Source organism: Sphingomonas sp. NFR15, assembly GCF_900103265.1.
Taxonomy (GTDB): domain Bacteria; phylum Pseudomonadota; class Alphaproteobacteria; order Sphingomonadales; family Sphingomonadaceae; genus Sphingomonas; species Sphingomonas pollutisoli.
The window spans coordinates 61,697-86,812 of record NZ_FMWX01000004.1; the positions used below are offsets into that span (position 1 = coordinate 61,697).

Sequence of the window (25,116 nt, forward strand, 5' to 3'; positions counted from 1 at the left end):
GCGTCCGCCGATCGCTCACGTCGCGCTCCCCCGAATGTCGTTCACGCTGATATTAAGCGCGTCGGGCAGCGGACGGTCAAGATCGAAGCGCCAACGCGTCTCGCCGTGATCCGCGCCGTCCGCCACGAAACCCAATCTCGGGTAATGCTCGCGGACCATGTCGTTACGCTCGGTCGGCACGTAACGCCCGAGCAGTGCCGTCGCACCCAGACGCTTCGCCTCGCCAGCGACGACTCCCAGGCACGCGGTCTCGACACCACGCCCGAGCACGCGGCAGCTCATCAGCCAGGTTTCGAGATCGAGCTCGCCGCCGGGCGTGAGATGCCCGATCACGATCGCGATGACACCATTGTCGCCAAAGGTGTCGCGGAGCCGGAACTGCAACGCCAGCGCGTTCGGATCGGCGATGAGCGCGGCAATCTCCGCGTCGGTGTAGCGGCGCGTCGTGAGGTTGAACTGGTTGGTCTTGTTGACCAGTTGCACGATCCGCTGCTGGCCGGCCGCGTCGAAGCGCTGCCATTCCAGCACCATGTCGAGGCTTTCCAAGTAGCTCGTGATGTCGAGACCGCTCGCACGGGTCTTCTCGCGGGCGGCATTGGCGGCGTACAAAGCGGTACGCTCGCGATCCTCCCGCGTGACCGCCAGCGCCTCGAAATAGCCGGCGCGCGCCAGCGTTCCGGCGTAGAGCGCCGCATCCTCGGGCAGTTCAGGCACGCGCACCATCGGCAGCGCGCTGCGGACGAGATTGCGCTCGAACGGATTGTCATCGACGAACACGAGCGAATCCAGGCCGATGCCGATCTCATCGGCGATGCGGCGCAGGTTCGTCGGCTTGTCCTCCCAATTGGCGACGAAGCTGGTGATATGGTCGAGACGCAGAAGCATCTCCGGGTGCTGTTCGAACGCCGCGCGCGCGACGGCGTCGTCGTTTTTCGAGCAGACCGCGAGCAGCACGCCGCGTTTCATCAGATCGAGCGCGTAGCGTTGCAACGACAGGTATGCCTCGCCTTCCGCGCTGCCCTGCCCGAGCACGATTCCGCCCAACCCGTCGTCGCCGATGACACCGCCCCACAGCGTATTGTCGAGATCTAACACCAGACATTTGGCGGAACGCCCGCGCCGCGCCAAGACCGGCCGCAACGCCAGGTCCGCATAATGCTGGGCCGCCGCCGGCGAGATTTCCTGCTTGCCCTTCAGCCACAACACCGGATCATGCCACGCGGCGAGGCCGTCATGCACGGCAGCATCGTCGATCGCCAGCAGGTCGATGCCTTCCTCGGTGGCGGCCGTGCGCAGACGCGCGTTCAGCGCAGCGGCCATCCGCGCCGGCGATCCGGGGAGCGCGTGCTCGTTCGAGCCCATCAGCGGCAACATCCGCGGCAGAACGGTTTGCTGGATCACCTGCGCCCCGAACCCCGCGATCACGCCACGCCACGCCGCGCGAAGACGCTCCATCGTCGCATCGAGCGCGGCGTCTGGCGCATCGCTGATCTGCTCGCCGACGAGGTGGGTGGCATCGAGCGCGAACAGCACGACCTCCGGCGCGAAGGCGTGCAGAGCCGAAGCCGGATCCGCGATCTCGCGAAGATATTGACCATATGGCGCGAGATAACAGTCGATCAGGAACCCGTGGCGCGCACCCACCGCGCGCAGCGCCGGCAGCAGATGATCGAGCGTCGAGGCGCCGAGCACCGCGAGCCGAAGCGGCGCCAAGACACCGGCATAGCGGGCGGGATCAGCGATCTTGCGCAACCGGCGGTCGAGTTTGAAGATCTGGGAGAAGCCGAGTTCATACTGGGCCAACTGCCGGACCTGCTCGGCGAGCGCGCTATCGGGCAGGGACTCGTCCGACGTCAGATAGGGAATGTCCGCGCTGGTCAGCAGCCAGTCGAGCCGTGTCCGCATTCTGGTTCAGCGCCTCGCGTTCGGTTCACATGCCGTATCCCCGGCGCTTTATCCGTCGCCGCCGGCAAAGCAAGCGCTCGCGGCTTCGGCGCCGGCTCATGACATTGATAAAGTGGGTGACCTGCGGTTTCGCAGACGATACGGGTCGAACGGCTCGCCAGACTAGAACGGGGTCCACAGATGCGTAAGGTCAACATAGGGGCGCTGCTGCGGATCGCGCTGGGCGTCATGGTGGTCCTCGTGGCGAGTGTCGCCGCGATCGTGTGGGCGACCGTCCCATCCGCGCCCGAGGGGCATGTCCGGGTGCCGGCCAAGACGCCGTTCACGAGCGGGCCCTATTTCGCCTATTCGCAGCCGTGGGGCGGCGAAATGACCGCATTGACCAAGCTTTGGGCGCCGCGAGCCGATCATATCGTCGTCAACCTGAAGAAATTCCCTAACGACACGCAATTCTATTGGCGCTGGCCCCCGTTCGGCCCGACCAACGGACCCGGCGTATGGGCGTATAGCGCGGTGATGCACGGCAACTACGACGGCGGCGAACCCGATGTGGCGGTGCCTCCCAAGCGCGTTCGCGACGTGCGCGAATTCCGTCAGGCGTTCGCCTGGACGATCACCAACGGCAATGGCGACGGCAACGTGCTGTCCGAAGTGTATCTGCGATCGAGCGACACAGACCCCGACGCGAAGGTGCTCGAGATCGGCTGGTTCCTGCACATGCCCCAGTCATCGCGCACCTGGTTCGAGAACGCGCGCCCGGTGGGGGTGTTCGTCGATCCTAACGGGATGCGTTGGGCGGTGCGGATCGAGGACAAGTTCTGCATGTTCGGTCCCGAACGCGCGCAAGACATCCGCGCCGGCACGCTCGACATGCTGGCGGCGCTCACCTGGCTACGCGCCAACATGACGATCACAGGCGACGAGTGGCTTTGGGGAATCTCGCTCGGCGTCGAACCGGTCAAGGGTGTCGGCCATCTCAGCGTCGATCGCTGGAGCGTCGCGCGGCAGTGATGGGCTAACGGCTCATCTCGCGGACGACATCGAGTATCACGTCGACACCCGAGGGGGTCTCGATCCAGGCCGTGCCCGCGGTCTGATCGGTGAGGAGGCGAGGAAGACGCCGCATCATCGTGTCGACCTGCGGGACGAACCGGCGGATATCGGCACACAGGATTTCGCCGGCGGCTTTGGCCATCGCATATTCGGTCATCGCCTGCGGGCGATCTGTTACCGCGACCGATGATGGATAAAAGACGCGCACGCTCCGGCCCCGCTTGGACAAGTAGGCGCAGATGCGCGAAAAGCCCTCTACATAGACCTGGCAGAAGCGCTGGAAGATCTCGGGATCAAAGGCGTCTTCGGTACGAACGAAAATCTTGGTGGTGGCGAAATAATAGAGTTGCTCCACATCCCCCATCACACCTTCAAGCTGGAGCGACGGATCCTGGAGCGCGTCGTAGCGCAGGATTTCGCATCGGCCACCGCTCGCGACGATATCGGCCCGCACCGCCTCAGCCTCGGCTCGGCCGACGAGATAGCTAATCGTCACCGTGGCGCCGCCCGCCGCGAGGCCTTTGGCGGCCAACTCGCCAAGTCCGCGCGATCCGCCGATGACGAGCACGGTGCGGCCCGCGAAATCCTCGGCGCCGATCATCGCGCGCATGTCCCGCATCGTGGGTTGCGTGACCGGTGGCGACCGCACGAACGTTCTCACCGTGCCAGCCAGCCCGCGGCCCCGCACGGCGATGTCGAGTAGCCTGACGTCGGGTCTGGCGCGTTCCACCTGAAAGGCGATGCCCGCGGCGGACATCACGCGTTCATCGAACGTGATATCGAGGCCGGCGAGGATCGAGTGCAATCCGGGCGCTATCATCCCGACAAGCGTGGACAAGCCCGCTAAGCCATCGACGGCGGCATCGCCGATCGTGCGGCGCAAGGCGGCGAAATGCGGGGCGATGTGCCGCACCGGCATTACGCCCGCCGCCCGCGCGGCATCGTCGAAATCGAGCGGTCTCGGCTCCGCCGGAATGTCGATCACGTTCGGCGGGGAGAACCCGCTATCGTCCTCCCGGATTGAGATCTCCGGCGCTTGGTGTCGGACGTTGAAGACGGCAAGCCGCGACCGGCCCGAATATATCTCCAGGCGCGTGCCGTTGCGAGTCGTGCTCGCGCGCGCTTCGATCCGAGCGCCGACTTCCACGAATTTGTCGAAGCGCGCGCCGATCGCGGCCACGGAGGCAGAGGGAACAGCTTCCAACCAGCAATCGAGCGCCCAGAGCATCGCGTGGACGCCATGCACCACCACGACACCGGCCTGCGTACGTCGCGCCGCGAGCGGATCGAGGTGGAGCGGATTGCGATCCCCCGAAAGCCGCGCGAACGTTTCCTGGTCCGCCATTTCGAAACATTTGCGACCGATACACCGCGCGTCAGACACCCTGATCTCCCGATTTCCCCGCGGAGCCCCTAGCCGGCTCCGGATCGACAATCGAGTGGTCGATCGGCGGCCTGTCTTCACCGGTTCAGCGGTGACTCGTCGAAGCGCGCGAGCAATTCGGCGACATCGTCATACAGCGCGATCGCGCCCGCTTCCCGCAACGCAGCATCCGGGAAGCCACCCGATCGCACCGCGACCGTTCGAATCCCGCATTTGGCCGCCGCTTCGACATCATAGGGCGTATCGCCGACGACGATCACCTCGTCCGGCGTCAGCGGCTTCACCTTCTCCAATGCAGCCGCGAAGATGTCGCCTGCCGGCTTCGATGTTTCGGCGTCGTCGATCGTGGTCGTGGCGTGCAGCGCGCTCCCGATGCCGAGCTGTTCGACGTAATGCGCGACCTCCTTCGCGTCGGCGGAGGATGCGAGCACGACTTGCCGGCCACTTTCGTGGACGTGCCGGACCAACGCCGCGGCGGCCGGAAACGGCTTCACGTCATCGAGGTGCGCGCGCTTGAACAGCGCGCCGTGGCGCTCCGAGAGCGTCTGTCGCAACGCGTCACTGGCGTCCGGCACCAGCGCGGGGACCAACAGATCGCCGCCTTTGCCGATCTGTCCACGGATCGCGTCGCGCGCGATCCGAAGCCCCTGTTCCGCGAACGCATCATGCCATGCGGTGACGTGCTGCTCGTTGCTATCGACGAGCGTACCGTCGACATCGAAGAAGATCGCCTTGATCATCGCATGGTCCTTGGTCGGTGGCGGCGCAGCCAGACGAGCGCGGCGGTGCCGCCGAGCACCGCCATACTCGGCCACGCCTTTCCTTTGCGCAGCAGGGACAGGCCGACGGTCGCAGCTACCGTCGTGGCAAGGCTGCCGTTCGGCAACCCGGCAAAGCCGCCCGCCCGCGCGGCGATCCGGCTGACGACGATAGCGCTCGGCACCGACGATGGGTTCCACGACGGCTCCCGCGTGACAATGCCCACCATGCGGGCCTCGGTCGTATCATCGCCCGTACACCCGTCGTCGGCGACGTGATCCGCCACCCACGCGCCGCGCTCGCCGATCGGCGCGCCCACGCCGGTCGTGTCGCGCGCGGTTTGATGTTCGAGTTCGGCGTTGAGTTCCGCTCCAAACAGCAGAATATAGCTCGACCCGTACAGCCAGGTCAGCGTGACCACGACCGCGCCGAGCGATCCATAGGTCGCATTGTAGTTGCCGAAGTTGGCGACGTAGATGCCGAAGCCCATCGTGAGCGCCAGCCACATCAAGGCCGCGAGAAGCGACCCCGGCGTGAGCCATATCCACCGCGCGCGACGCCGTGCCGGGCCGTAACGATACAAGCTCGCAGCGACGGCCGCCCCGACCAGCATGAGGAGGCCACAGACGACGATCTTGCCGGCAACGACCAGAAGACCGGGCGCGTCGGGGATGAACGCCTCAAGGTAGCCGAGGGTCGCGATGGCCGCCAGCGCCAGGATCGCGATGATGACCGCCAACGTCGTCATCATCAGCGCCAGCAGGTTGACGTGGATGAAGTTGCGCGTCTCCTTCTCTTCATACACGATATTGAGCGCGGTGATGATCGCGCCCGCGCCATTGCGCGCACCGAACAACGCGAGCGCGAGTGCGATGAGCAGGCCGAGCCCCTTCTTGCCGTCGGAGGTCTCGACGACGTTCATCAACTGCTCGCCGATCAACCTGGCGATGTCCGCCGGCATCACCGAGGCCAGCTTCGTGATGTCGTGCGTCACCGCTGGAGGATCGGCGGCGATGCCGTACACGAGCACGGTCGCGCCGAGCAGCGGGACCAGCGCGAGGAACCCGTAGAAGGCGACACCGGCGGCGATCAGGCCGATATTGTCCGATCCCGCTTCGCCCCAGGTCCGCTGCGCGACGGCGCGCCAGGCCGCGAACGGCATGTGCCACGGATTGACGGCATCGCGCCCTTGTCTGTCCACCTTTGCCCCATTTGTGCGCCGCCCGTCGCGAGGGGCATCGTCACAACCGCCGGGCACCGGCTCCGTTCCTGCCGCTTCGTGTCAGTCGGCGCGCCAGGTGACGACGAGCGCGTCGCGGTGGGCGGGCGTGCCGTCGCGGGCGACGATCGGGGTGACGCCGTGGCGGATGCGGCGATCGTCGAGCACGACCGACTCGCCGGGTGCGCCGAGTGTGAAGCGGCCGAGCGGATTGCCTTCATTATCGCCGATTTCGGTGACGCCCTCGGCGACGTTCTCGCGCGCGATCAGCATGACGAAGACCCAGTCGACGCCGTCGCGGTGCAGCCCCTCGGGCGTCGGCCGGCCGAGTTCGGCGGGCGAAGTTTCGATGCGGAACTGGTGGACTTCGCTGTGCCATGCCGCGCCCGCGCCACGCTCGTCGAGCGTGTCGAACACCGGCGTAAAGCGCTCGAAGATCGCGCGCAGGATCGCGCTGTCGGCGATGGCGGGCTCGATCGGATCGAACCAGCGCTGCACGTCGCCGTTGAGCGGGTTGTAATCGCGGCTTTGGAAGTGCGGCTGGTGCGGCTTGCGGCGGAGCGCGCCGGCGCGGACCTCGAACGTCGCGTGGCGGCGGCGGCGGTAGCGGCCGCCGTCGGCCATGTAGCGATCGGGGCCGAGACGATCCCAGGATGTCGCGAAAGCCGTCCATTCGGAGGACGGACGATCCAGCAGGGCGAGCGCGTCCGGAGCGGAGAGGTGTAGGAAAAAACGCTCCGCCAGGGCGCTGGTCAAAGTGGATGGGGTGATCGCCACGGCTGGTCCTTCGGGAAAGATGCTGGCCGGCCATAGGCCCGCCGCGCCGCACCCGGAAGAGCGCTGTTCAACCGTTTGGAGAGAGATGTGGTAGGAGCCGGACGACCCGTGGCGAAATCGTTGTGGCTGCTGCCTTCCGGCCCTGACCAAGTTGGCGACGACCACGTCCGCCCGACTCCCGCCGCGCATATGGCGGGGTAACGCGCCGGGATCAAGTGCGGATCGCCGGATCGGGCGCGCCGCCTCTCGCGGCGCGCCCGTGGTGGCGCGGAATTACCAGCGCACGGTGCGGCAGATGCGGACCTTGCGATGGTGGCGCCATTCCATCCGGCAGACGCGGCGGGTTTGGTGGCGCCAGCCCGGGCGGCGATCATTATGGCGCACGCTATGCCGGACGACGGTCCGCTCGCGGACGACGCGCTCGTGGGTCTGCGCGGTGGCGGCGACCGGGGCGAGCGTGGCGACGGCGAGGCACGCCGACAGGATCAGCTTCAACTTCATGGCATTCGCTCCTTTATGCCTTGAGGGCACGGGAGCGAAATGATCAGCGGCCCTGCATGTTCCGCGATTCACCCGGAATGGTGACCGTGATCGGCCGTTCGAGCGTGATCTGGCAGGCGAGCCGGCTGTGGCGCGTCGCCCCGCTCGCGAGATCGAGCAGGTCTTCCTCCTCCTCGCTGGCGGGCGGCAAGAGCGCGAAATCGGCGGCATCGACGATGACGTGGCAGGTCGAGCACGCCATTTGCCCCTCGCACGTGCCTTCGAGCGGCTGGCCGGCATTCTGCGCGACTTCGAGCAGCCGATCGCCGGGCGCGGCTTGCGCGGTGGCGCGCGCGCCATCGGCGCCGATGAAGGTGACCGTGATCATGCCGCGCCCCATTGCGCCCGCGCGGCGGCGATGATGCGATCCACGCCCAAGATCACATCGTCCTCCCGCGTATACCGGCCGAAGCCGAGGCGGATGCTCGAGCGCGCCTGCGCATCGCTCAGCCCGATCGCGCGCAGCACATGGCTCGACCGCCCCGAACCGCTGGCGCAGGCGGACCCGGCGGAGAAGGCGATGTCGCGCAGCTCCGACATCAGCCGCGCGACATCCACCCCATCGCGCCGCATGTTGAGATTGCCCTTGTAACGCTGGTCGGCGCTGCCGTTGAGCGCCCACCCCGCCGCATCGAACCGCGCCAGCGCGGCGGCGGACAGCCGCGCCACGTGCGCGGCGTCTTCCGCTCCACCGGTACGCGCCAGCCGCGCCGCGACGCCGAAGCCCGCGCACAAGGCGGGGGACAGCGTGCCTGATCGTCCACCCGCCTCCTGCCCGCCACCGTGCAGCAGCGGCGCCAGCGCGATGCCGTCGCGCATCCACAGCGCGCCGATCCCCTTCGGCCCGTGAATCTTGTGCGCGGACACGGCGAGGAGATCGCAATGCGCGGGGATCGGCACCCGGCCATAGCCCTGCACCGCGTCGCACAGCATCACCGCGCCGGCCGCGTGAGCGAGATCGGCGAGCGCCGCGACCGGCTGGATCACGCCGATCTCGTTGTTGACGAGCATCGCCGCGACGAGGCCGGTGCCCGGCATGATCGCCTCGGCGGCGCGATCGAGATCGACCAGACCGTCGCCGCCGACCGGGAGCACGGTGACCTTGCGCCCCTGCGACCGCGCGTAGGCGACGGTATCGAGCACCGCCGCATGTTCGGTGGCGAGCGTGACGATGTCGCCGGCGGTGCCCTTGATCGCCCAATTGAGCGCCTCGGTCGCGCCGCTGGTGAAGCTGACGCCGCCGCCGGGCGGCAGCAGCGCGGCGACCTCGGCACGCGCGGCCTCCACCGCCGCCCGCGCCTTGCGGCCGGCGGCGTGCGCGGAATGCGGGTTGGCGAAATCCTCGCGCAGCCACGGCAGCATCGCGTCGAACGCCTCCGGCGCGAGCGGCGTGGTCGCCTGATAATCGAGGTAGATCACGCCGCGAACGCGCGTACGCCGCGCGCGATGTCGCGCCAGGCGGCGACGAAACGGTCGACGTCCTCCGCCGTGGTGGCGCGCCCGAAACTAACGCGGATCACCTCGCGCGTCGCCTCGCCGGTCCAGCCCATCGCGGTCAGCACATGGCTCGGCTTCATGCTGCCCGACGAACAGGCGCTGCCCGCCGAGACCGCGATGCCCGCCATGTCGAAGCGCACCAATTGGGTCGCCGCCGCGAGACCGCGCATCCGATATGATCCAATCGCGGGATGGCGCGGCGCGGCGCGCGCGACGACATCGCCGCCCGAGCGCGTGATCGCATCGTCCAGCCTCTCGCGCAGGGCCGCATAGTGCGAGACCGGCTCCGGTACGGCGAGCGCCGCGGCGTGACCGAGCGCGCCGGGCAGGTTCTCGGTACCGGCGCGATAGCCGCGCTCCTGCCCGCCCACCGGCGTCAGTGTCGCGAGGTCGCGCACCAGCAGCGCGCCGGTGCCGGGCGGGCCGCCGCGCTTGTGCGCCGAGATCGCGATGAAATCGGCGTGCTCGACAAGCGCGGGGTCGACCCCGGCCGGCATCTGCGCGGCATCGACCAGCAGCAACCCGCCCGCCGCGTGGACGATCGCGGCGATCTCCGCGATCGGCTGGCGCACGCCGGTCTCGCTGTTCGCCCATTGCACCGCGACCAGCGCTGGTGACGCCAACAGCTCCGCCAGCGCCGCGCCGTCGATCAGCCCGTCCGCCGTCACCGGGATCATCGCCGCGCCGGGGGCGGCGCGGATCGCCGCGTCATGCTCGGTCGCGCCGATCAGCCGGCGTGCCGGCACCGAGCGGCCGAGCGCGATCGCTAGCGCTTCGCTCGCGCCGCTGGTCAGCAGCGTCTCGCCGCGCCAGCCATAGGCCGCCGCGATCTGGCCGCGCGCACGTTCCAGCGCGGCGCGCGCGGCACGGCCCTCGGCGTGCGGCGACGAGGGATTGGCCCAGCCTGCCATCCCCTCGACCACCGCCGCGCGCGCCGCCTCAAGCATCGGCGTCGTGGCGGCGTGATCGAGATAGAGGCGGTCGGCCAAGTCAGGCTCCGGTTCACAATGATTGCGCCTTGGCGCGTCGTGCCTATATAGCGCACAACTTCCGCGTGTCCGCACGCGCCCCGATTTTTTGTCAGCAGGTTCGATGCCAGAAGTCATTTTCCCCGGCCCTGACGGCCGCCTCGAAGGCCGTTTCTCCCCCGCCCCGCGCCCGCGCGCGCCGGTCGCGATGATCCTGCATCCGCACCCGACGGCGGGCGGCACGATGAACAACCGCATCGTGCAGGAACTCTACAAGACCTTCCAGCGGCGCGGCTTCGCGACGCTGCGCTTCAACTTCCGTGGCGTCGGCAAGAGCCAGGGCACGTTCGACAATGGCGTCGGCGAGCTGTCCGACGCGGCGAGCGCGCTCGATTGGGTGCAGAGCTTCCATCCCGAAGCCTCGACCACCTGGATCGCCGGCTTCAGCTTTGGCGCGTGGATCGGCATGCAGTTGCTGATGCGCCGCCCGGAAATCCGCGGCTTCATCTCGGTGGCGCCGCCCGCGAACATGTACGACTTCACCTTCCTCGCGCCCTGCCCGGCGAGCGGCATCATCATCCAGGGCGAGAATGACGAGGTCTCGCCGCCGGCCGCGACTCAGAAGCTGGTGGACAAGCTGCGCACGCAGAAGCACATCACCATCCACCACGACACGATCCCCAAGGCGAACCACTTCTTCGAGCATGAGATGCCGGAGTTGATGGGATCGGTGGACAAATATCTCGATATGCGGCTCGATCCGAACTCGCCGATCCGGTGAGGCGCGGTAGCGGATCGGGACCGCCGATTTGCTACCTTTTGAAAGCCGGGACGCGGCTTGAGCTTTGTCCCGGCGTACGATCGAACCCCGTCGCCCCGGCGTAGGCCGGGGCCGCTACGTGACTGCCCGCACCCTCCATGACTCAGCGGCCCCGGCATGCGCCGGGGCGACGGGCGGGAGAATATGACGCTGCGGCTCTTGCCTAATCCAGCCCCGCGAGCACCCGCCCATAGGCAGCCAGATCGACGTTGCCGCCCGACAGCACCACGAGCATCCCCGGCACCGGCGCGACCTTGCCGCTGAGCAGCGCGGCCAGTCCGACTGCGCCGCCGGGCTCGACCACCAGCCGCAGCCGTTCCGCCGCCCAACGTTGCGCGGTGCGGATCTCCGCCTCGCTGACCGCCACGCCCTCCACGCCGCGCCGTGACAGCACATCGAAGGTCAGCGGAGAGACACGCAACGTCTGGAGCGCATCGCACGCCGTCGGCGGTGCGCCCTCGCCCACCGGTTCGATCCAGCCCGCCTCCAGGCTGCGGCGCATATCGTCCCAGCCCTCGGGCTCGACCACGGTGATCTTCGCGTCGGGCAGCGCGAGCGTAATACCCGCCGCCAGTCCGCCACCGCCGCATGGCACCAGCGCTTGCGTCACCGGCCCCAGCCCACGCTCGGCCATCTGCTGCGCCGCCTCGATGCCGGCGCTGCCCTGCCCCTCGATGATCCACGGATCATCGAAGCTCGGCACCAGCACGGCACCGCGCGCCTCGGCGAGTCGCGCGGCGATCGCCTCGCGGCTTTCGGTGGCGCGGTCATAGGAGACGATCTCCGCGCCGAGCGCGAGCGTGCCCTCGCGCTTGGAGCGCGGCGCATCCGCCGGCATCACGATCAGCGCCGGCATGCCCAGCCGCTTCGCCGCCCATGCGACCCCCTGCGCATGATTGCCCGACGAGAAGGCGACCACCCCGCGCGCGCGCGATTCGGCGTCGATCGCGGTCAGCCGGTGCCATGCGCCGCGCAGTTTGAACGCACCCATCGGCTGCAGCGATTCGGCCTTGAAAGCCACCGCAACTCCTTGAACTTCGGTCACAAACAACGGCGTTGGCGGTACCACCGTGGCCACTTTGGCGGCGGCGTCGCGCACCCCGGCGCGGGTCGGCTGTCGTAAAATCGTCACATATTATCTCCGAGCGTCTAAAACCGCTTTACATCCCAAAACGCCGACCCTATCTCGCGCTTCCGCTGCCCCATGGGACTTCCAACCGCAAGGCAGCTTTTTTCGTCTTGTCTCACGACATTGGAGGTCCCTTGAGTTGCACAAGCATCATCGCGCGCTGGGGTTAGCGACCACCAACTCGACCACCGTCACCGGAGTCGATATCGCTAAGCACGGGCCGGTCCAGCCGGTCACGCTCGTTCGTCCGCACGCCGCATCGCGTGCCGCCCGCTTCTTCGTCGAGAAGTTTCCGGGCCGCTCGATGTATGCCGTGAAGGCGAACCCTTCGCCCGAACTCCTGCAGATTCTGTGGGATAGCGGCATCACGCAGTACGACGTCGCCTCGATCGCCGAGGTGCGGCTCGTCGCGCGCACGCTGCCGGGCGCGACCCTGTGCTTCATGCACCCGGTCAAGGCCGAGGAAGCGATCGCCGAGGCGTATTTCACGCACGGCGTCCGCACCTTCTCGCTCGATTCGATCGAGGAACTGGACAAGATCGTCCGCGCGACACGAGGAGCGGAAGACCTCACGTTGTGCGTACGCATCCGCGTCTCGTCCGAACATTCGAAGCTGAGCCTCGCCTCGAAGTTCGGCGTCGGCCCGAGCGAGAGCAAGGAACTGCTGTTCCGCACCCGTCAGGTCGCCGATGCGCTGGGCATCTGCTTCCACGTCGGGTCTCAGGCGATGACCCCGGAAGCCTATGCGAACGCGATGGAGCGCGTTCGTGCGGCGATCGTGGAAGCGGCGGTCACCGTGGACGTGATCGACGTCGGCGGCGGGTTCCCCTCGTCTTATCCGGGCATGGAGCCACCGCCGCTCGAGCGCTATTTCGAGACGATCCACCGTGCGTTCGAATCGCTGCCGGTCAGCTATTCGGCCGAACTGTGGGCCGAACCGGGCCGGGCCTTGTGCGCGGAATACAGCTCGATCCTGGTGCGCGTCGAAAAGCGTCGTGGCGATGAACTGTACATCAACGACGGTGCCTATGGCGCGCTGTTCGACGCGGCGCATATCGACTGGCGTTTCCCGACCCAGTTGCTGCGCGAGCCCGACAGCCATGCCAAGCTGATGCCGTTCAGCTTCTATGGCCCGACCTGCGACGACATGGATTACATGGCGGGACCGTTCTATCTTCCCGCCGACATCAAGGCCGGCGACTATTTCGAGATCGGCATGCTCGGCGCCTATGGTTCGGCGATGCGGACCGCCTTCAACGGGTTCGGATCGGACGAGACGGTGATCGTGGCGGACGAGCCGATGGTCTCGCTCTACGATCAAGCGCCCGCACAGGTCGCGTCGAACGTCGTCAAGCTGTAACAGGCTTTTCATAGATTTAACCGGTTAGGGGCGGCACGCTTCGGCGTGCCGCCTCCGCATGGGTTTCCGCGTCCCCTTCAACGACGGCGGTTCATGAGACGATTGGGAGTCCCCATGACCGAACCACTCAACACCAACCGCAAGGCGGAGCTGCTCTCCACCACCGTCGAGCATATCGACATCACCAAGTTCGACGCGCGCCCGATCGTCGACGCGATGAAGAAGATGAGCTTCACCAGCCGCGATCTCGGCCGCGCGACCGACATCTACAACCAGATGCTCGCCGATCCCGATTGCTCGATCTTCCTCGTCATCGCCGGGTCGACCTCGGCGGGCGGCTGCATGGACCTCTATGCAGAGCTGCTGCGCAACAACATGATCGACGGCGTCGTCGCGACCGGCGCGTCGATCGTCGACATGGATTTCTTCGAAGGGCTTGGCCACAAGCATTATCAGGCGCTTGAAGTGCCCGACGACGACACGCTGCGCTCGCTGCTGATCGACCGGATCTACGACACGTATATCGACGAGGAGCAGCTTCAGGACTGCGACCACACGATCTACGAGATCGCCAATTCGCTCGAGCCGCGCCCGTACTCGAGCCGCGAGTTCATCCGCGAGATGGGCAAGTATCTCGTCGCGAACGGCAAGAAGGAGAACAGCCTCGTCAAGCTCGCCTATGAGCATGACGTGCCGATCTTCTGCCCGGCGTTCGTCGATTCGTCGGCGGGCTTCGGTCTGGTCAAGCATCAGGTCGATCGCGCCAAGGAGGGCAAGCCGTACATGGTGCTCGACGCGATCGCCGACTTCCGCGAGCTGACCGACATCAAGATCAAGGCTGGCACCACCGGCCTGCTGATGATCGGCGGCGGCGTGCCGAAGAACTTCATCCAGGATACCGTGGTCTGCGCCGAAATCCTCGGTCACGACGACGTGCAGGTCCACAAATATGCGGTGCAGATCACCGTTGCGGACGTGCGTGACGGCGCCTGCTCGTCCTCGACGCTGCAGGAAGCGGCGAGCTGGGGCAAGGTCAACACGGGCATCGAACAGATGGTGTTCGCCGAAGCCGGCTCGGTGATGCCGCTGCTGGCGTCCGACGCCTATCATCGCGGCCTGTGGAAGACCCGCACCAAGCGCCGCTGGGGCGCGAACTTCGATTAACGGACGCGCCAGCTCCGATTAATCTACGCTACTTCATGAAACCTTGGTCGGCTGCGGACGTTTCGTAGCCGTACCAAGGTCAGATGGGAGTGTTAAATGCGTAAAATCCTCATGTCGCTGAGCGCCGTGTCGCTGGTCGCCTCGGGCATCGCGATGCCGTCGGCCGCCGATGCGCGCCGGTACAAGCGGCATCACCGTACCTATTACCAGGACTGCCGCCGCTCGTCGGGTACGACCGGCGCGATCGCGGGCGGCGCGGGCGGCGCGGTGCTGGGCAACGTGCTCGGCGGCGGCGTGCTCGGCACGGTTGCCGGTGGCGTGGGCGGTGCGCTGCTCGGCCGTCACCTCGACAAGAAGCATGACGCGGCGCAGAACCGCCGCAACGGCTGCTGATGCGTTTCGGGGCGGGCGAAAGCTCGCCCCCTTTCGTTTTGGCGCTATGCCACCGGCCGCCGCGCCCGCAGCGCCTGCGCCAAGGTTCCCTCATCAAGATAATCGAGTTCGCCACCGACGGGCAGGCCGTGCGCCAATTGCGTGACGCGCACCGCGAACCGTTCAATCCGCTCGGCGATGTAATGCGCGGTCGTCTGCCCCTCCAACGTCGCGTTCATCGCGAGCACGACTTCGTCGATGCCGCCCGCCTCGATCCGGCGGACGAGACTGTCGATCGCGAGATCCTCGGGACGGACACCTTCGAGCGCCGAGAGCCGACCGCCGAGGACATGATACCGCCCGGGGAACAGCCGGGACCGGTCGAGCGCCCACAGGTCCGCGACCTCCTCGACCACGCATAACGCGCGCGCGTCACGACGCGGGTCGGCGCAGATGCCGCACGGATCGGTGGTATCGACATTGCCGCAGATGTGACAATCGGTGAGCCGCGCCTCGACCGCCGTCAAGGCGGCGAGCAGCGGGCCGAGCGCGCCCTCGCGCTTCTTGAGCAGATGCAGCACCGCGCGCCGCGCCGAGCGCGGGCCGAGACCCGGCAGGCGGGAAAGCGCCTGGGTGAGCGCGTCGATTTCGGGAGAGGCCATCACGGAACAGATAGGGGGTTGCAGTGCCCCCCGACAAGCGGCCACAGCATCGCCCATGCGGATCATTTTCATGGGAACCCCGGATTTCTCGGTGCCGGTGCTGCGCGCGATCGTGGATGCGGGGCATCAGGTGGCGGCGGTGTATAGCCAGCCGTCGCGCCGTGCCGGGCGTGGCAAGGCGCTGACGCCCACCCCCGTCGCGCGCGCGGCGGAAACGTTGGGGATCGCGGTGCGGACACCGGTGAGCCTGCGCGACGCCGAGGCGCAGGCCGCGTTCGCCGCACTGGATGCCGATGTCGGGGTGGTCGCCGCCTATGGGCTGATCCTGCCGCGTACGGTGCTGGATGCGCCGCGCGGCGGCTGCCTCAACGTCCATGCGTCGCTGCTGCCACGCTGGCGCGGCGCCGCGCCGATCCAGCGTGCGATCCTCGCCGGCGATCCCGAGACCGGCGTGTGCATCATGCAGATGGAGGCCGGCCTCGACACTGGCCCGGTGCGGCTGGAAGAGCGCACACCGATCGCGGACAAGACGGCGGGCGTGCTGACCGACGAACTGAGCGCGATGGGCGCTCGGCTGATGGTGACGGTGCTGGCGGATATGGACGCCTATCCGGCGGTGCCGCAGCCTGAGGATGGTGTCACCTATGCCGCCAAGATCGACAAGGCCGAGACGCGGATCGACTGGTCGCAGAGCGCCGAACAGGTCGAGCGCCAGGTGCGTGCGTTCAATCCGGCGCCGGGGGCGTGGTTCGAAGTGGCGGGCGAGCGGGTGAAGGTGCTGGCGTGCGAGGTTCGTCGCCCCGGCGCAGGCCGGGGCCGCCTTGAGGAAAGCGCGCCGGCAGACGGCAGCGGCCCCGGCCTTCGCCGGGGCGACGGTGTTGTGGTTGATACCGCGCTCACCATCGCCTGCGGTGCGGGTGAAATCCGGCCTACCCTGCTCCAGCGTGCGGGGCGCGGCGTAGTGACGGCGGACGAGTTTCTGCGCGGCTTCCCGATTCCGGCGGGCACACACTTATGATCCATATCCGTCGCCCCCGCGCAGGCCGGGGCCGCTGCATGGTTTCACGAGCCGATCGCCTCCTATCCGGCCCACGTCGGGGCGACACGGCATGACGCGCTTCGCGATCACCGTCGAATATGACGGGCGCCCGTTCATGGGCTGGCAGCGCCAGGCGCATGGACCGAGCGTTCAGGAGGCGATCGAGACCGCCGCGCACGCCATCACCGGGGAGACGGTCGCGGTGCATGCCGCCGGACGGACCGACGCCGGCGTTCATGCGACGGGGATGCGCGCGCACCTCGATATCACGCGCGAGATCGCGCCGTTCCGGCTGATGGAGGCGCTCAACGCCAAGCTGCGCCCGCATCGGGTCGCGATCCTGGCCTGTGACGTGGTCGCGGATGACTGGCACGCGCGCTTCTCCTGCGTGGCGCGCCATTACGCCTATCGGATCGTCACCCGCCGCGCGCCGCTGACGTTCGAGAGCGGGCTGGCCTGGCGCATCCCGCAGCCGCTCGACATCGCCGCGATGGCGGATGGGGCGCGGCGGCTGATCGGGCGGCATGATTTCACCACCTTCCGCTCGGCGCATTGCCAGGCGGACAGCCCGCTGCGGACGCTCGACCGGCTCGACGTGAGCGCCAGCGGGGACCGGATCATCGTGTCGGCCTCGGCACGGTCGTTCCTGCACCATCAGGTGCGCTCGATGGTCGGCTGCCTCGCGCTGGTCGGGCAAGGCAAATGGACCGCCGACGACATCACCGCCGCGTTGGAAGCCCGCGACCGCACCGCACTGGGATTCAACGCGCCTTCGGACGGACTGTACTTCCTGCGCGCGGATTATTGACCATCGCCAGCCCCCCGCCGGGACGAAGTTATCGGCTCAGCCGGGCGGCCAGTTCGACATGCGTCGACCAGCGAAACTGGCCGACCGGCTGCACCCAATCGATCCGATATCCCGCCTGACACAAAATCTCGGTATCGCGCGCGAAGCTGCTGGGATTGCAGGAAACATAGACAATCACCGGCACGCGAGACGCGGCCAGTTGCGCCACCTGCTCGCGCGCGCCCGCGCGCGGCGGATCGAGCACGACGCTGTCGAACCGGTCGCACTCGGCGCTGGTGAGCGGACGGCGGAACAGGTCGCGGTGATCGGCGAAGACGGTGCGCCCCGCCCGCGCGGCGGCGGCCTTCAACGCCAGGATCGCGTCGCGCGCGGCCTCACCCGCATAGACCTTGCCGCGCAGCGACAGAGCGAAGGTGCCGAGCCCCGCGAACAGATCGGCGATCGTGCGCGCTTCGCCGACACCCTCACGCACCGCCGCGACCAGCGCCGCCTCGCCCTCGCGCGTGGCTTGCAGGAAGGCGGCGGGCGGCATCGGCACCGGCGCGCCGCCGAGCGTGATGGTGAGCGGCTCGGGCTCCCACCGCGTCTCCGGCCCCAGCCCCGCATCGATCGAAAGCCGCGCGACGCCGTTCGCCTGCGCGAAGGCGGTGATCGCCTCGGCGGCCGCCAGCCCCTCGGCCTCGACGCCCTCGATGAGCAGGTCGATACCCTGATCGGCCTCGGTGAGATGCAGGCGCGCGCGGCGCCCCTTCTTCAGCCAAGGTGCGAGCAGTTTTCGCAAAGGCGCGAGAATCGCGAACACTTCCGGCAACAGGATATGACATTCCTGGAGATCGACGATCGCGTGGCTGGCATTTTCGCTGAAGCCGATCCGCACCCGCCCCTCGCGCGCCTCCGCCTGCAGCGCGGCGCGGCGGCGGCTGCGCGGCGGCGAGAGCAAGGGCGCGCGGATCGGCGCCTCCAGCCCCTGCGCGGCGAGCGCACCCGCGATGCGATCGACGATAAACCGCGCATAGGCGGTATCGTCGAGATGCTGGAGCTGGCAGCCGCCGCACGCGGGGAAGTGGCGGCACGGCGGGGTCTGATGGTGCGGGCCGGGAACGATCTCGCCCGTGTCGGTCAGCGTGTCGCCGGGTGCGGCGAAAGCGGCGTGGCGGCCGTCTGCCGTCACGCCCTCGCCGCGCGCCGCGACGCGCACGATCGGCTCGCTCATAGCGATGCCCTTACCGCCGAAAGTTCATGCGCGAGATCGTCGGCGATGAACGCGGCGCCGAGCCGGCGCGCGGCCTCGCCGTGCATCCACACCCCCGCCTCGGCGGGCGCGGGCGTGTTCGCCGCCAGCATCGCCGCGATCGTGCCGGCGAGCACGTCCCCGGTGCCGGCGGTCGACAGCCACGGGCTCGCGCCGAAGCCGACACTGGTGCGCCCATCGGGGTGTGCGATCACGGTGTCCGGCCCCTTGAACACGACGATCGCGCCCGAGCGCACGGCAGCGTCGCGCGCGGCGTCGATCTTGCTGCCGGCGAAAGCGCCGAACAGCGCCGCGAACTCGCCCGCGTGCGGCGTGAGCACGACCGGGCACGCGCGCGCCTTGATACGCGCGAACGCCGCATCGTCGAGCAGGTGCAGCGCGTCGCCGTCGATGACGAGCTTGTATGCGCTGGCGAGCGCGGCGGCGAGCCGCGCGGCGGCCGTGTCGCCCCTGCCCAGCCCCGGCCCGACGACGATCGCGGTCTTGTCCGCGCGCTTGCCCTCGAGCGCCTTGGCGAAGGCATCCGCCGACCATTCGCGCCGAACCAGCGCGTGCGGCGCCGATACCGCGTGATCCCCGAACAGCAGCGCATAGCCCGCGCCGGCGTGCATCGCCGCTTCGGCGGCAAGGGGGGCGGCACCGGGCATCTCGCCGCCGATCACGACCACCAGCCCGCGCGAATATTTGTGATCGGCGGCGGTCGGCGCGGCGATCTCGGGCTTGGCCAGCACGCCGTCGCGGCTCGACGGGGCGAACCCGAGGTCGACGATCCGCACCGCGCCGCACCGTGCGGCGGCGGGCTGCAACAGATGCGCGGGCTTGAGCGCGCCAAGCGCGAGCGTCAGCGCGAAATCGGGCGACGGGCTAAGTTCGATGCCGGTGTCGGTGGCGACGCCGCTCGGCAGATCGACCGTGACCGCGAAGCGTGCGGCGCGCACGGCCCGGCCGAGCACCCCCGCCACGGCATCGTCGAGCGGGCGGGTCAGCCCGGTCCCGAACAGCGCGTCGACGACGATCGGCGCATCGCCCGCCTCGGCGAGCGGCGCGACCGGGCCGCCCCAGGCGGCACGCGCGGCGCTCGCCGCCTCGGTCCTGGGGTCGGCGAGCGCCGCCACCCGTACCTCCGCGCCGCGCGCCTTGAGCACGCGCGCCGCGACATAGCCGTCGCCGCCATTGTTGCCCGGCCCGCACAGCACCAGCACCGGCGCACCGCCCGCGAGCCGGCGCACCGCCTCGGCGACGCCGGCGCCGGCGCGCTCCATCAGCGCGGTAACGCTGGAGCCGGCGGCGATCGCGCGCTCCTCCGCCGCGCGCATCGCGGCGGCGGTGAGGATCGGCTGGCCTTCGGGTCGAATCATGACGGTTTCGCCGCGCCCTTCACGGTCGCGGGCAGGCGGTAGCGGTCGCCGCTCAGCGCGACCTCGATCCGGCCGGGGCCGAGGATCGTCACCACCGCCGGCTCGGCGCCGTCGGCGGCGACCACGCCGCGCCCGTCCTTCGTGACGAGCAGACGGTGGAACGCGCCGCTCGCGTGGCGCACCGTCAGCACCAGCCCCTGATCGCTCTCGGTGCGATCGACCGTGCAAGCGCGCGTGAAGCTGCCGGCGCCCTTCGGCGCGCACTCGATCAAACCGTCGTCATCGGCGGCGGCGCGCTGCTGCGCCTCGACCGTGGCGAGGGTGTCCGTGTCGGCGGTGCGTTCACCGCAGGCGGCGAGCGCGAGCGGCAGCAATATCGCGCTAGATGTCCGCATAGACATGCGTTTCGGCCCTGGCCCCCGGATGCGTCACCGCGCCCTTATAGGCCGGGCCGACGTTGCGCGCATAGCGCCACAGCACGCCCGCCTGATAATCATTGGTGCGCGGCCGCCACGCCGCCTTGCGCGCCGCGAGCACATCCTCGGCGACGAGCAGGTCAATCGTGCCCGCCTCGGCGTCGATGCGGATCGCGTCGCCATCCTCGACCAGCGCGATCGGGCCACCCTCGGCGGCCTCGGGGCCGACATGGCCGATGCAGAAGCCGCGCGTGCCGCCCGAGAACCGCCCGTCGGTGATGAGCGCGACCTTCTCGCCCATGCCGAGTCCGTATAGTGCAGCGGTGGTCGAGAGCATCTCGCGCATGCCGGGGCCGCCCTTGGGGCCTTCGTAGCGGATGACGATCACCTCGCCCTCGTTGATCTCGCGTGCCTCGACGGCGGCGAAGGCATCCTCCTCACAATCGAAACAGCGCGCCGGGCCTTCGAACACGAGCCGGTGCATGCCCGCGACCTTCACGATCGCACCGTCGGGGGCGAGGCTGCCGCGCAGGCCGACCACGCCGCCGGTCGGGGTGATCGGCGTGGTGATGTCGTAGATGACCTTCTGGTCGGGGTTCCACGTCACCTCGTCGATGTTCTCGCCCAGCGTCTTGCCGGTGACGGTGATGCAATTGCCGTCGAGGAACCCGCCCGAGAGCATCGTCTTCATCAGCATGTAGACACCGCCCGCCTCGTACATATCCTTGGCGACATATTTGCCGCCGGGTTTGAGGTCGGCGATGTAAGGCGTTGTTTTGAAAGCCTCAGCGACATCGAACAGGTCGAAGTCGATGCCCGCTTCATTGGCCATCGCGGGCAGGTGGAGCGCGGCGTTGGTCGAGCCGCCGGTCGCGGCGACGACGCGCGCGGCGTTGATGAACGCCTCGCGCGTGCAGATGTCGCGCGGGCGGAGGTTGCGGGCGATCAACTCCATCACCTGCGCGCCGGCGGCGACCGCGATCTGTTCGCGCGTGCTGTAAGGTGCGGGCGTCATGTTGCTGTTCGGCAAGGACAAACCGATCGCCTCACCGACGCACGCCATGGTGTTGGCGGTGAACTGGCCACCGCAGGCGCCGTGGCCGGGGCACGCAACCTTTTCGAGTTCGTGGACTTCGCTCAGCGGGCACGTGCCGGCGGCATATTTGCCGACGACTTCGAACACATCGACCACGGTCACGTCGCGATCATGGAAGCGGCCGGGCAGGATCGAGCCGCCGTAGACGAAGATCGACGGCACGTTGAGCCGCAGCATCGACATCATCATGCCGGGCAGTGATTTGTCGCAACCCGCAAATCCCACGAGCGCGTCATAGCAATGGCCGCGTACCGAGAGTTCGACCGAATCGGCGATCACCTCGCGGCTGACCAGCGAGGACTTCATGCCCTGATGGCCCATCGCGATCCCGTCGGTGACGGTGATGGTGTTGAACCGGCGTGGCAGTCCGCCGCCCGCGATCACCCCGCGCTGGGCGGCGTCCGCTTGCGCATCGAGCGTGGTGTTGCAGGGCGCGCTGTTGTTGCCGGCGCTCGCCAGCGCGACGAACGGCTTGGCGATATCCTCCTCGGGGATGCCCATCGCATAATAATAGCTGCGGTGCGGCGCGCGTTCGGGACCGACCGAGACGTGGCGACTCGGCAGACGGGATTTGTCGAAAACATTGCTCATGATGCGCGCCCTATGTCGCGGGATGGGCCTCGGGCGCAAGTCTGTTGCGCGGTCCGCGTGAAAAGCGGGCGCCAAGAGGCGGCGGAACCATGTCCGCCGCCTCCCAGCAATGGCGCGCGGACGGACCGAGGACCATCGGCGGGCGCGCCGCGCGTAGGCGGCGGACCCGGTCGGCGTCAGCGTAGCAAGTCCGATGCCAGTGGCGGATTCGCGTTAATCCGCTCCGGTGTTGAACCGATGGCGTACCGTCGCGGGACGGAAAAGTGTCACGACAGTCGCGATTCGAGACACCACCAGCCGGGCTGCGCCGCCCGGACAGTGGCGGCCGCCGCTGCGCGTGTCTGCTCAGCCTCGTAGAGCGCGAAGCAGGTCGCGCCCGACCCCGACATGCGCGCGAGCATCGGCCCGGTCGTGGCGAGCAGATCGATCACGTCGCCGATTCCTGGCGCGATCGCGCGCGCGGGCGCTTCGAGATCGTTGCGCCCGGCGCGCGCGCGCGCGATCGTCCCGCCCGCCGGGATCGCGCCCCGATCGACCCCGTCCCACGCCCTGAAGACCGGTCCGGTCGAAACGGCGATGCCGGGATTGACCAGCAACACCGGAACCGCGCCGAGATCCTCCAGCGGCTCGAGCTTCTCGCCGCGCCCGGTGCCGAGCGCCGGGCGCCCGAGCAGACAGGCCGGCACGTCCGAGCCGAGCGCGTCGGCGACGGCGAACAGGCGGGGATCGTCGCGCGCGACGCCGTGGACGCGCGCGAGCAGCCGCAACGCGGCGGCGGCATCCGCCGATCCGCCGCCGATGCCGGAGGCGACCGGCAGGTTCTTCTCCAATACCCACGCGCCTTCCGCCGGCACGCCGAACGCCCCCGCGAAACCGCGCGCGGCGCGCAGGACGAGATTGTCGCCTTCCCCGCTCAGCGCGGCGGCGAATGGTCCCTCGACTTCGAAGGTGCTCCGGCCGGGGGTGAAGCGGAGTTCATCGCCGTCCTGAAGGAAGGCGAACAGCGTTTCCAATTCATGATAGCCGTCCGCCCGGCGCGCGCGGACGTGGAGCGCGAGGTTGATCTTCGCGGGGGCCGTTTCGACGATCGTCTGGGTCATGCTGCGGCTTTTGCGGGACAGTGGTCTTTGGAGCAAGTCCGGCGGTGACGAAGCGCGCGGCGTGGCGAAGCCACGCCGTCGGTCGGCGCTGGAGCGCGGCCGGCCGGACGCACCTTACGGCGAGGCGCAGCGGCGCTGCGCCTCGCCCGGCGCGTCACATATTCGGATAGTTCGGGCCGCCGCCCCCCTCCGGCACCACCCAGTTGATGTTCTGTGTCGGATCCTTGATGTCGCACGTCTTGCAGTGGACGCAATTCTGCGCGTTGATGACGAATTTGGGGTCGCCCTCCTCGACGCCGACGATCTCATATACGCCCGCCGGGCAATAGCGCTGCGCCGGCTCGTCATACATCGGCAGATCGTAATCGACCGGCACGTTCGGATCCTTGAGCGTTAGGTGGACCGGCTGGTCCTCCTCATGATTGGTATTCGACAGGAACACCGAGGAAAGCCGGTCGAACGTCAGCACGCCGTCGGGCTTGGGATAGTCGATCGGCTTGACCTGATCCTTGCGCCACAGGCTCTTGTGGTTGGGGTGGTGCTTCATCGTGAAGGGCATCTTGATGCCCCAGCTTTCCAGCCACATCGTGACGTTGGCGAGGCCCGCGCCGAGCGTCTCGCCGAACTTCTCGACGAGCGGCACGACGTTGCGGACGACCGACAGTTCCGCCTTGACCCAGCTCCGCTCGAACGCCTCGGGATAGGCGCTCAGCTCGTCATGCTGCCGTTGCGACAGGATCGCATCGACCGCCGCCTCGGCGGCCATCATGCCCGATTTCATCGCGGTGTGCGTGCCCTTGATGCGCGGCACGTTGAGGAAGCCGGCGCTATCGCCGATCAGCACGCCGCCGGGGAAGGCCAGCTTGGGCAGCGACTGCAACCCGCCATCGCTGATCGCACGCGCGCCATAGGAGACGCGCTTGCCGCCCTTCAGGATCGCCGCGATCTCGGGATGCGTCTTCCACCGCTGCATTTCCTGGAAGGGCGAAAGATAGGGGTTGGTGTAGCTCAGCCACGTCACGAAGCCGAGCGCGACCTGTCCGCCCGCCTGATGGTACAGGAAACCGCCACCGTTCGACCCCGGCGTTTCCTTGAGCGGCCAACCCTGCGTATGGATGACACGGCCGGGCACATGCTGCTCCGCCGGAATATCCCACAATTCCTTGATGCCGAGGCCGTACACCTGCGGCTGCGCGTCCTTCGCGAGATCGAAGTTGCGGATGATCTCCTTGCTGAGATGCCCGCGCACGCCTTCGGAGAAGAAGGTGTATTTGGCGTGGAGTTCGAGGCCCGGCGTATAATCGGGCTTGTGCGTGCCGTCGCGCGCGACGCCCATGTCGCCGGTGGCGACGCCCTTCACCGCGCCGCTCTCGTCGAACAGGATTTCCGCCACCGCGAAGCCGGGGAAGATCTCGACGCCGAGTTCCTCCGCCTGCGCCGCCAGCCAGCGGCACAGATTGCCGAGGCTGCCGGTATAGGTGCCCTTGTTGTGCATGAAGCCGGGGGTGATGACGTGCGGCACCGCGAACTTGCCGGTCTTGGACAAAATCCAGTGCTGATTGTCGGTGACGGGCACCTCGGCGAGAGGGCAGCCCTTCTCCTTCCAGTCGGGGATCAGCTCGTCGAGCGCGCGCGGATCGATCACCGCGCCCGAGAGGATGTGCGCGCCGACCTCCGAGCCTTTTTCGAGCACGCAGACCGACAGCTCGGCACCCTGTTCGGCGGCGCGTTGCTTCAGCCGGATCGCGGCCGACAGGCCGGACGGCCCCGCGCCGACGATCACCACGTCATATGGCATCGACTCCCGTTCGCTCATCATCATCTCCCTCACGTGGCGCCGTTCCGGC

The 25,116-nt window shown here is 68.3% G+C and carries 24 protein-coding genes and 1 other RNA gene; 7 read left to right on the forward strand and 18 right to left on the reverse strand.

Features of this window, described 5'->3' with window-relative positions:
- Positions 1-15: 15 nt before the first annotated feature.
- Positions 16-1,905 (reverse strand): HAD-IIIC family phosphatase, encoded by a 1,890-nt coding sequence (locus BLS81_RS11000; RefSeq protein WP_093223850.1) that lies wholly within the window; start codon positions 1,903-1,905, stop codon positions 16-18.
- 180 nt (positions 1,906-2,085) lie between these two features.
- Here BLS81_RS11000 and BLS81_RS11005 point away from each other — a divergent pair, with 180 nt between their 5' ends.
- On the forward strand, positions 2,086-2,916 hold the full coding sequence (locus BLS81_RS11005) for a hypothetical protein (RefSeq protein ID WP_093223851.1): 831 nt from the start codon (positions 2,086-2,088) through the stop codon (positions 2,914-2,916).
- A gap of 4 nt (positions 2,917-2,920) precedes the next feature.
- Here BLS81_RS11005 and BLS81_RS11010 read toward each other — a convergent pair whose 3' ends face one another.
- The 9 genes from BLS81_RS11010 to BLS81_RS11045 form a co-directional block, all read right to left on the reverse strand.
- Positions 2,921-4,303 carry an SDR family NAD(P)-dependent oxidoreductase gene (locus BLS81_RS11010; RefSeq protein WP_093223853.1) on the reverse strand — a complete coding sequence of 461 codons (1,383 nt, stop codon included), beginning with the start codon at positions 4,301-4,303 and terminating at the stop codon, positions 2,921-2,923.
- 116 nt (positions 4,304-4,419) lie between these two features.
- The gene (locus tag BLS81_RS21095; RefSeq protein ID WP_256326194.1) at positions 4,420-5,082 is read right to left on the reverse strand and encodes an HAD family hydrolase; all 663 of its coding nucleotides are present in this window, start codon (positions 5,080-5,082) and stop codon (positions 4,420-4,422) included.
- A complete protein-coding gene (locus BLS81_RS21100; RefSeq protein WP_256326195.1) occupies positions 5,079-6,302 on the reverse strand; it encodes a YihY/virulence factor BrkB family protein in 1,224 nt (407 codons plus the stop codon). Before BLS81_RS21100 ends, BLS81_RS21095 begins: the two co-directional genes overlap by 4 nt.
- An 81-nt stretch (positions 6,303-6,383) precedes the next feature.
- Positions 6,384-7,097 carry a 2OG-Fe dioxygenase family protein gene (locus BLS81_RS11020; protein WP_256326196.1) on the reverse strand — a complete coding sequence of 238 codons (714 nt, stop codon included), beginning with the start codon at positions 7,095-7,097 and terminating at the stop codon, positions 6,384-6,386.
- 87 nt (positions 7,098-7,184) lie between these two features.
- Positions 7,185-7,279, reverse strand: an RNA gene (gene ffs / locus BLS81_RS11025) — signal recognition particle sRNA small type.
- A gap of 91 nt (positions 7,280-7,370) precedes the next feature.
- Positions 7,371-7,598, reverse strand: a complete 228-nt coding sequence (locus tag BLS81_RS11030) for a hypothetical protein (RefSeq protein ID WP_093223856.1) — start codon at positions 7,596-7,598, stop codon at positions 7,371-7,373.
- Positions 7,599-7,641: 43 nt separating this feature from the next.
- A complete protein-coding gene (locus BLS81_RS11035; RefSeq protein WP_093224243.1) occupies positions 7,642-7,965 on the reverse strand; it encodes a 2Fe-2S iron-sulfur cluster-binding protein in 324 nt (107 codons plus the stop codon).
- Complete coding sequence (locus BLS81_RS11040; RefSeq protein WP_093223857.1) at positions 7,962-9,056, reverse strand: cysteine desulfurase family protein; 1,095 nt, start codon at positions 9,054-9,056, stop codon at positions 7,962-7,964. Before BLS81_RS11040 ends, BLS81_RS11035 begins: the two co-directional genes overlap by 4 nt.
- Positions 9,053-10,123 (reverse strand): cysteine desulfurase family protein, encoded by a 1,071-nt coding sequence (locus BLS81_RS11045; RefSeq protein WP_093223859.1) that lies wholly within the window; start codon positions 10,121-10,123, stop codon positions 9,053-9,055. The genes BLS81_RS11040 and BLS81_RS11045 overlap by 4 nt, the downstream gene beginning before the upstream one ends.
- Before the next feature lie 103 nt (positions 10,124-10,226).
- On the opposite strand from BLS81_RS11045, the gene BLS81_RS11050 reads away from it, so the two are divergent.
- On the forward strand, positions 10,227-10,883 hold the full coding sequence (locus BLS81_RS11050; protein WP_069205844.1) for an alpha/beta hydrolase: 657 nt from the start codon (positions 10,227-10,229) through the stop codon (positions 10,881-10,883).
- A 202-nt stretch (positions 10,884-11,085) separates the two neighbouring features.
- Here BLS81_RS11050 and BLS81_RS11055 read toward each other — a convergent pair whose 3' ends face one another.
- Positions 11,086-12,021, reverse strand: a complete 936-nt coding sequence (locus BLS81_RS11055; RefSeq protein ID WP_093223860.1) for a threonine ammonia-lyase — start codon at positions 12,019-12,021, stop codon at positions 11,086-11,088.
- 169 nt (positions 12,022-12,190) lie between these two features.
- Between BLS81_RS11055 and BLS81_RS11060 the strand changes: the two genes are divergently transcribed.
- The 3 genes from BLS81_RS11060 (at position 12,191) to BLS81_RS11070 (ending at position 14,968) form a co-directional block, all read left to right on the forward strand.
- Positions 12,191-13,411, forward strand: a complete 1,221-nt coding sequence (locus BLS81_RS11060; protein ID WP_093223862.1) for a type III PLP-dependent enzyme — start codon at positions 12,191-12,193, stop codon at positions 13,409-13,411.
- A gap of 114 nt (positions 13,412-13,525) precedes the next feature.
- Positions 13,526-14,575: a 1,9-bis(guanidino)-5-aza-nonane synthase gene (locus tag BLS81_RS11065; protein ID WP_093223863.1), complete on the forward strand. Its 1,050-nt coding sequence runs from the start codon at positions 13,526-13,528 to the stop codon at positions 14,573-14,575.
- Between the two features lie 96 nt (positions 14,576-14,671).
- Positions 14,672-14,968 carry a hypothetical protein gene (locus BLS81_RS11070; RefSeq protein WP_093223865.1) on the forward strand — a complete coding sequence of 99 codons (297 nt, stop codon included), beginning with the start codon at positions 14,672-14,674 and terminating at the stop codon, positions 14,966-14,968.
- Between the two features lie 44 nt (positions 14,969-15,012).
- On the opposite strand, the gene recR is transcribed toward BLS81_RS11070, so the two are convergent.
- Positions 15,013-15,609 (reverse strand): recombination mediator RecR, encoded by a 597-nt coding sequence (gene recR, locus BLS81_RS11075; protein ID WP_093223866.1) that lies wholly within the window; start codon positions 15,607-15,609, stop codon positions 15,013-15,015.
- Between the two features lie 55 nt (positions 15,610-15,664).
- Here recR and fmt point away from each other — a divergent pair, with 55 nt between their 5' ends.
- Together fmt and truA are read left to right on the forward strand one after the other, a co-directional pair.
- Entirely contained in the window at positions 15,665-16,627 is a 963-nt protein-coding gene (gene fmt, locus BLS81_RS11080; RefSeq protein ID WP_093223868.1) for a methionyl-tRNA formyltransferase, read from the forward strand.
- 91 nt (positions 16,628-16,718) lie between these two features.
- Positions 16,719-17,456: a tRNA pseudouridine(38-40) synthase TruA gene (gene truA, locus BLS81_RS11085; protein ID WP_093223869.1), complete on the forward strand. Its 738-nt coding sequence runs from the start codon at positions 16,719-16,721 to the stop codon at positions 17,454-17,456.
- A gap of 28 nt (positions 17,457-17,484) precedes the next feature.
- On the opposite strand, the gene BLS81_RS11090 is transcribed toward truA, so the two are convergent.
- The 6 genes from BLS81_RS11090 to BLS81_RS11115 all read right to left on the reverse strand — a co-directional run bounded on the left by BLS81_RS11090 (position 17,485) and on the right by BLS81_RS11115 (position 25,085).
- Positions 17,485-18,669 (reverse strand): class I SAM-dependent RNA methyltransferase, encoded by a 1,185-nt coding sequence (locus BLS81_RS11090; protein WP_093223871.1) that lies wholly within the window; start codon positions 18,667-18,669, stop codon positions 17,485-17,487.
- Positions 18,666-20,066, reverse strand: coding sequence for an NAD(P)H-hydrate dehydratase (locus tag BLS81_RS11095; RefSeq protein ID WP_093223872.1), 1,401 nt, complete (start codon positions 20,064-20,066; stop codon positions 18,666-18,668). The genes BLS81_RS11090 and BLS81_RS11095 overlap by 4 nt, the downstream gene beginning before the upstream one ends.
- On the reverse strand, positions 20,063-20,461 hold the full coding sequence (locus tag BLS81_RS11100; RefSeq protein ID WP_338061600.1) for a hypothetical protein: 399 nt from the start codon (positions 20,459-20,461) through the stop codon (positions 20,063-20,065). Before BLS81_RS11100 ends, BLS81_RS11095 begins: the two co-directional genes overlap by 4 nt.
- Entirely contained in the window at positions 20,448-22,169 is a 1,722-nt protein-coding gene (gene ilvD, locus BLS81_RS11105) for a dihydroxy-acid dehydratase (protein ID WP_093223875.1), read from the reverse strand. Before ilvD ends, BLS81_RS11100 begins: the two co-directional genes overlap by 14 nt.
- A 266-nt stretch (positions 22,170-22,435) precedes the next feature.
- Positions 22,436-23,269, reverse strand: a complete 834-nt coding sequence (locus tag BLS81_RS11110) for a 4-(cytidine 5'-diphospho)-2-C-methyl-D-erythritol kinase (RefSeq protein ID WP_093223877.1) — start codon at positions 23,267-23,269, stop codon at positions 22,436-22,438.
- Between the two features lie 154 nt (positions 23,270-23,423).
- Entirely contained in the window at positions 23,424-25,085 is a 1,662-nt protein-coding gene (locus tag BLS81_RS11115; RefSeq protein ID WP_093224245.1) for an electron transfer flavoprotein-ubiquinone oxidoreductase, read from the reverse strand.
- Positions 25,086-25,116 lie beyond the last annotated feature (31 nt).

Coding starts and splice junctions, on each gene's coding strand:
- BLS81_RS11000 (WP_093223850.1), bottom strand. CDS start 1,905: ATGCGGACACGGCTCGACTGGCTGCTGACCAGCGCGGACATTCCCTAT.
- BLS81_RS11005 (WP_093223851.1), top strand. CDS start 2,086: ATGCGTAAGGTCAACATAGGGGCGCTGCTGCGGATCGCGCTGGGCGTC.
- BLS81_RS11010 (WP_093223853.1), bottom strand. CDS start 4,303: ATGGCGGACCAGGAAACGTTCGCGCGGCTTTCGGGGGATCGCAATCCG.
- BLS81_RS21095 (WP_256326194.1), bottom strand. CDS start 5,082: ATGATCAAGGCGATCTTCTTCGATGTCGACGGTACGCTCGTCGATAGC.
- BLS81_RS11030 (WP_093223856.1), bottom strand. CDS start 7,598: ATGAAGTTGAAGCTGATCCTGTCGGCGTGCCTCGCCGTCGCCACGCTC.
- BLS81_RS11035 (WP_093224243.1), bottom strand. CDS start 7,965: ATGATCACGGTCACCTTCATCGGCGCCGATGGCGCGCGCGCCACCGCG.
- BLS81_RS11050 (WP_069205844.1), top strand. CDS start 10,227: ATGCCAGAAGTCATTTTCCCCGGCCCTGACGGCCGCCTCGAAGGCCGT.
- BLS81_RS11065 (WP_093223863.1), top strand. CDS start 13,526: ATGACCGAACCACTCAACACCAACCGCAAGGCGGAGCTGCTCTCCACC.
- BLS81_RS11070 (WP_093223865.1), top strand. CDS start 14,672: ATGCGTAAAATCCTCATGTCGCTGAGCGCCGTGTCGCTGGTCGCCTCG.
- recR (WP_093223866.1), bottom strand. CDS start 15,609: ATGGCCTCTCCCGAAATCGACGCGCTCACCCAGGCGCTTTCCCGCCTG.
- fmt (WP_093223868.1), top strand. CDS start 15,665: ATGCGGATCATTTTCATGGGAACCCCGGATTTCTCGGTGCCGGTGCTG.
- truA (WP_093223869.1), top strand. CDS start 16,719: ATGACGCGCTTCGCGATCACCGTCGAATATGACGGGCGCCCGTTCATG.
- BLS81_RS11090 (WP_093223871.1), bottom strand. CDS start 18,669: ATGAGCGAGCCGATCGTGCGCGTCGCGGCGCGCGGCGAGGGCGTGACG.
- BLS81_RS11095 (WP_093223872.1), bottom strand. CDS start 20,066: ATGATTCGACCCGAAGGCCAGCCGATCCTCACCGCCGCCGCGATGCGC.
- BLS81_RS11100 (WP_338061600.1), bottom strand. CDS start 20,461: ATGCGGACATCTAGCGCGATATTGCTGCCGCTCGCGCTCGCCGCCTGC.
- ilvD (WP_093223875.1), bottom strand. CDS start 22,169: ATGAGCAATGTTTTCGACAAATCCCGTCTGCCGAGTCGCCACGTCTCG.
- BLS81_RS11110 (WP_093223877.1), bottom strand. CDS start 23,269: ATGACCCAGACGATCGTCGAAACGGCCCCCGCGAAGATCAACCTCGCG.
- BLS81_RS11115 (WP_093224245.1), bottom strand. CDS start 25,085: ATGAGCGAACGGGAGTCGATGCCATATGACGTGGTGATCGTCGGCGCG.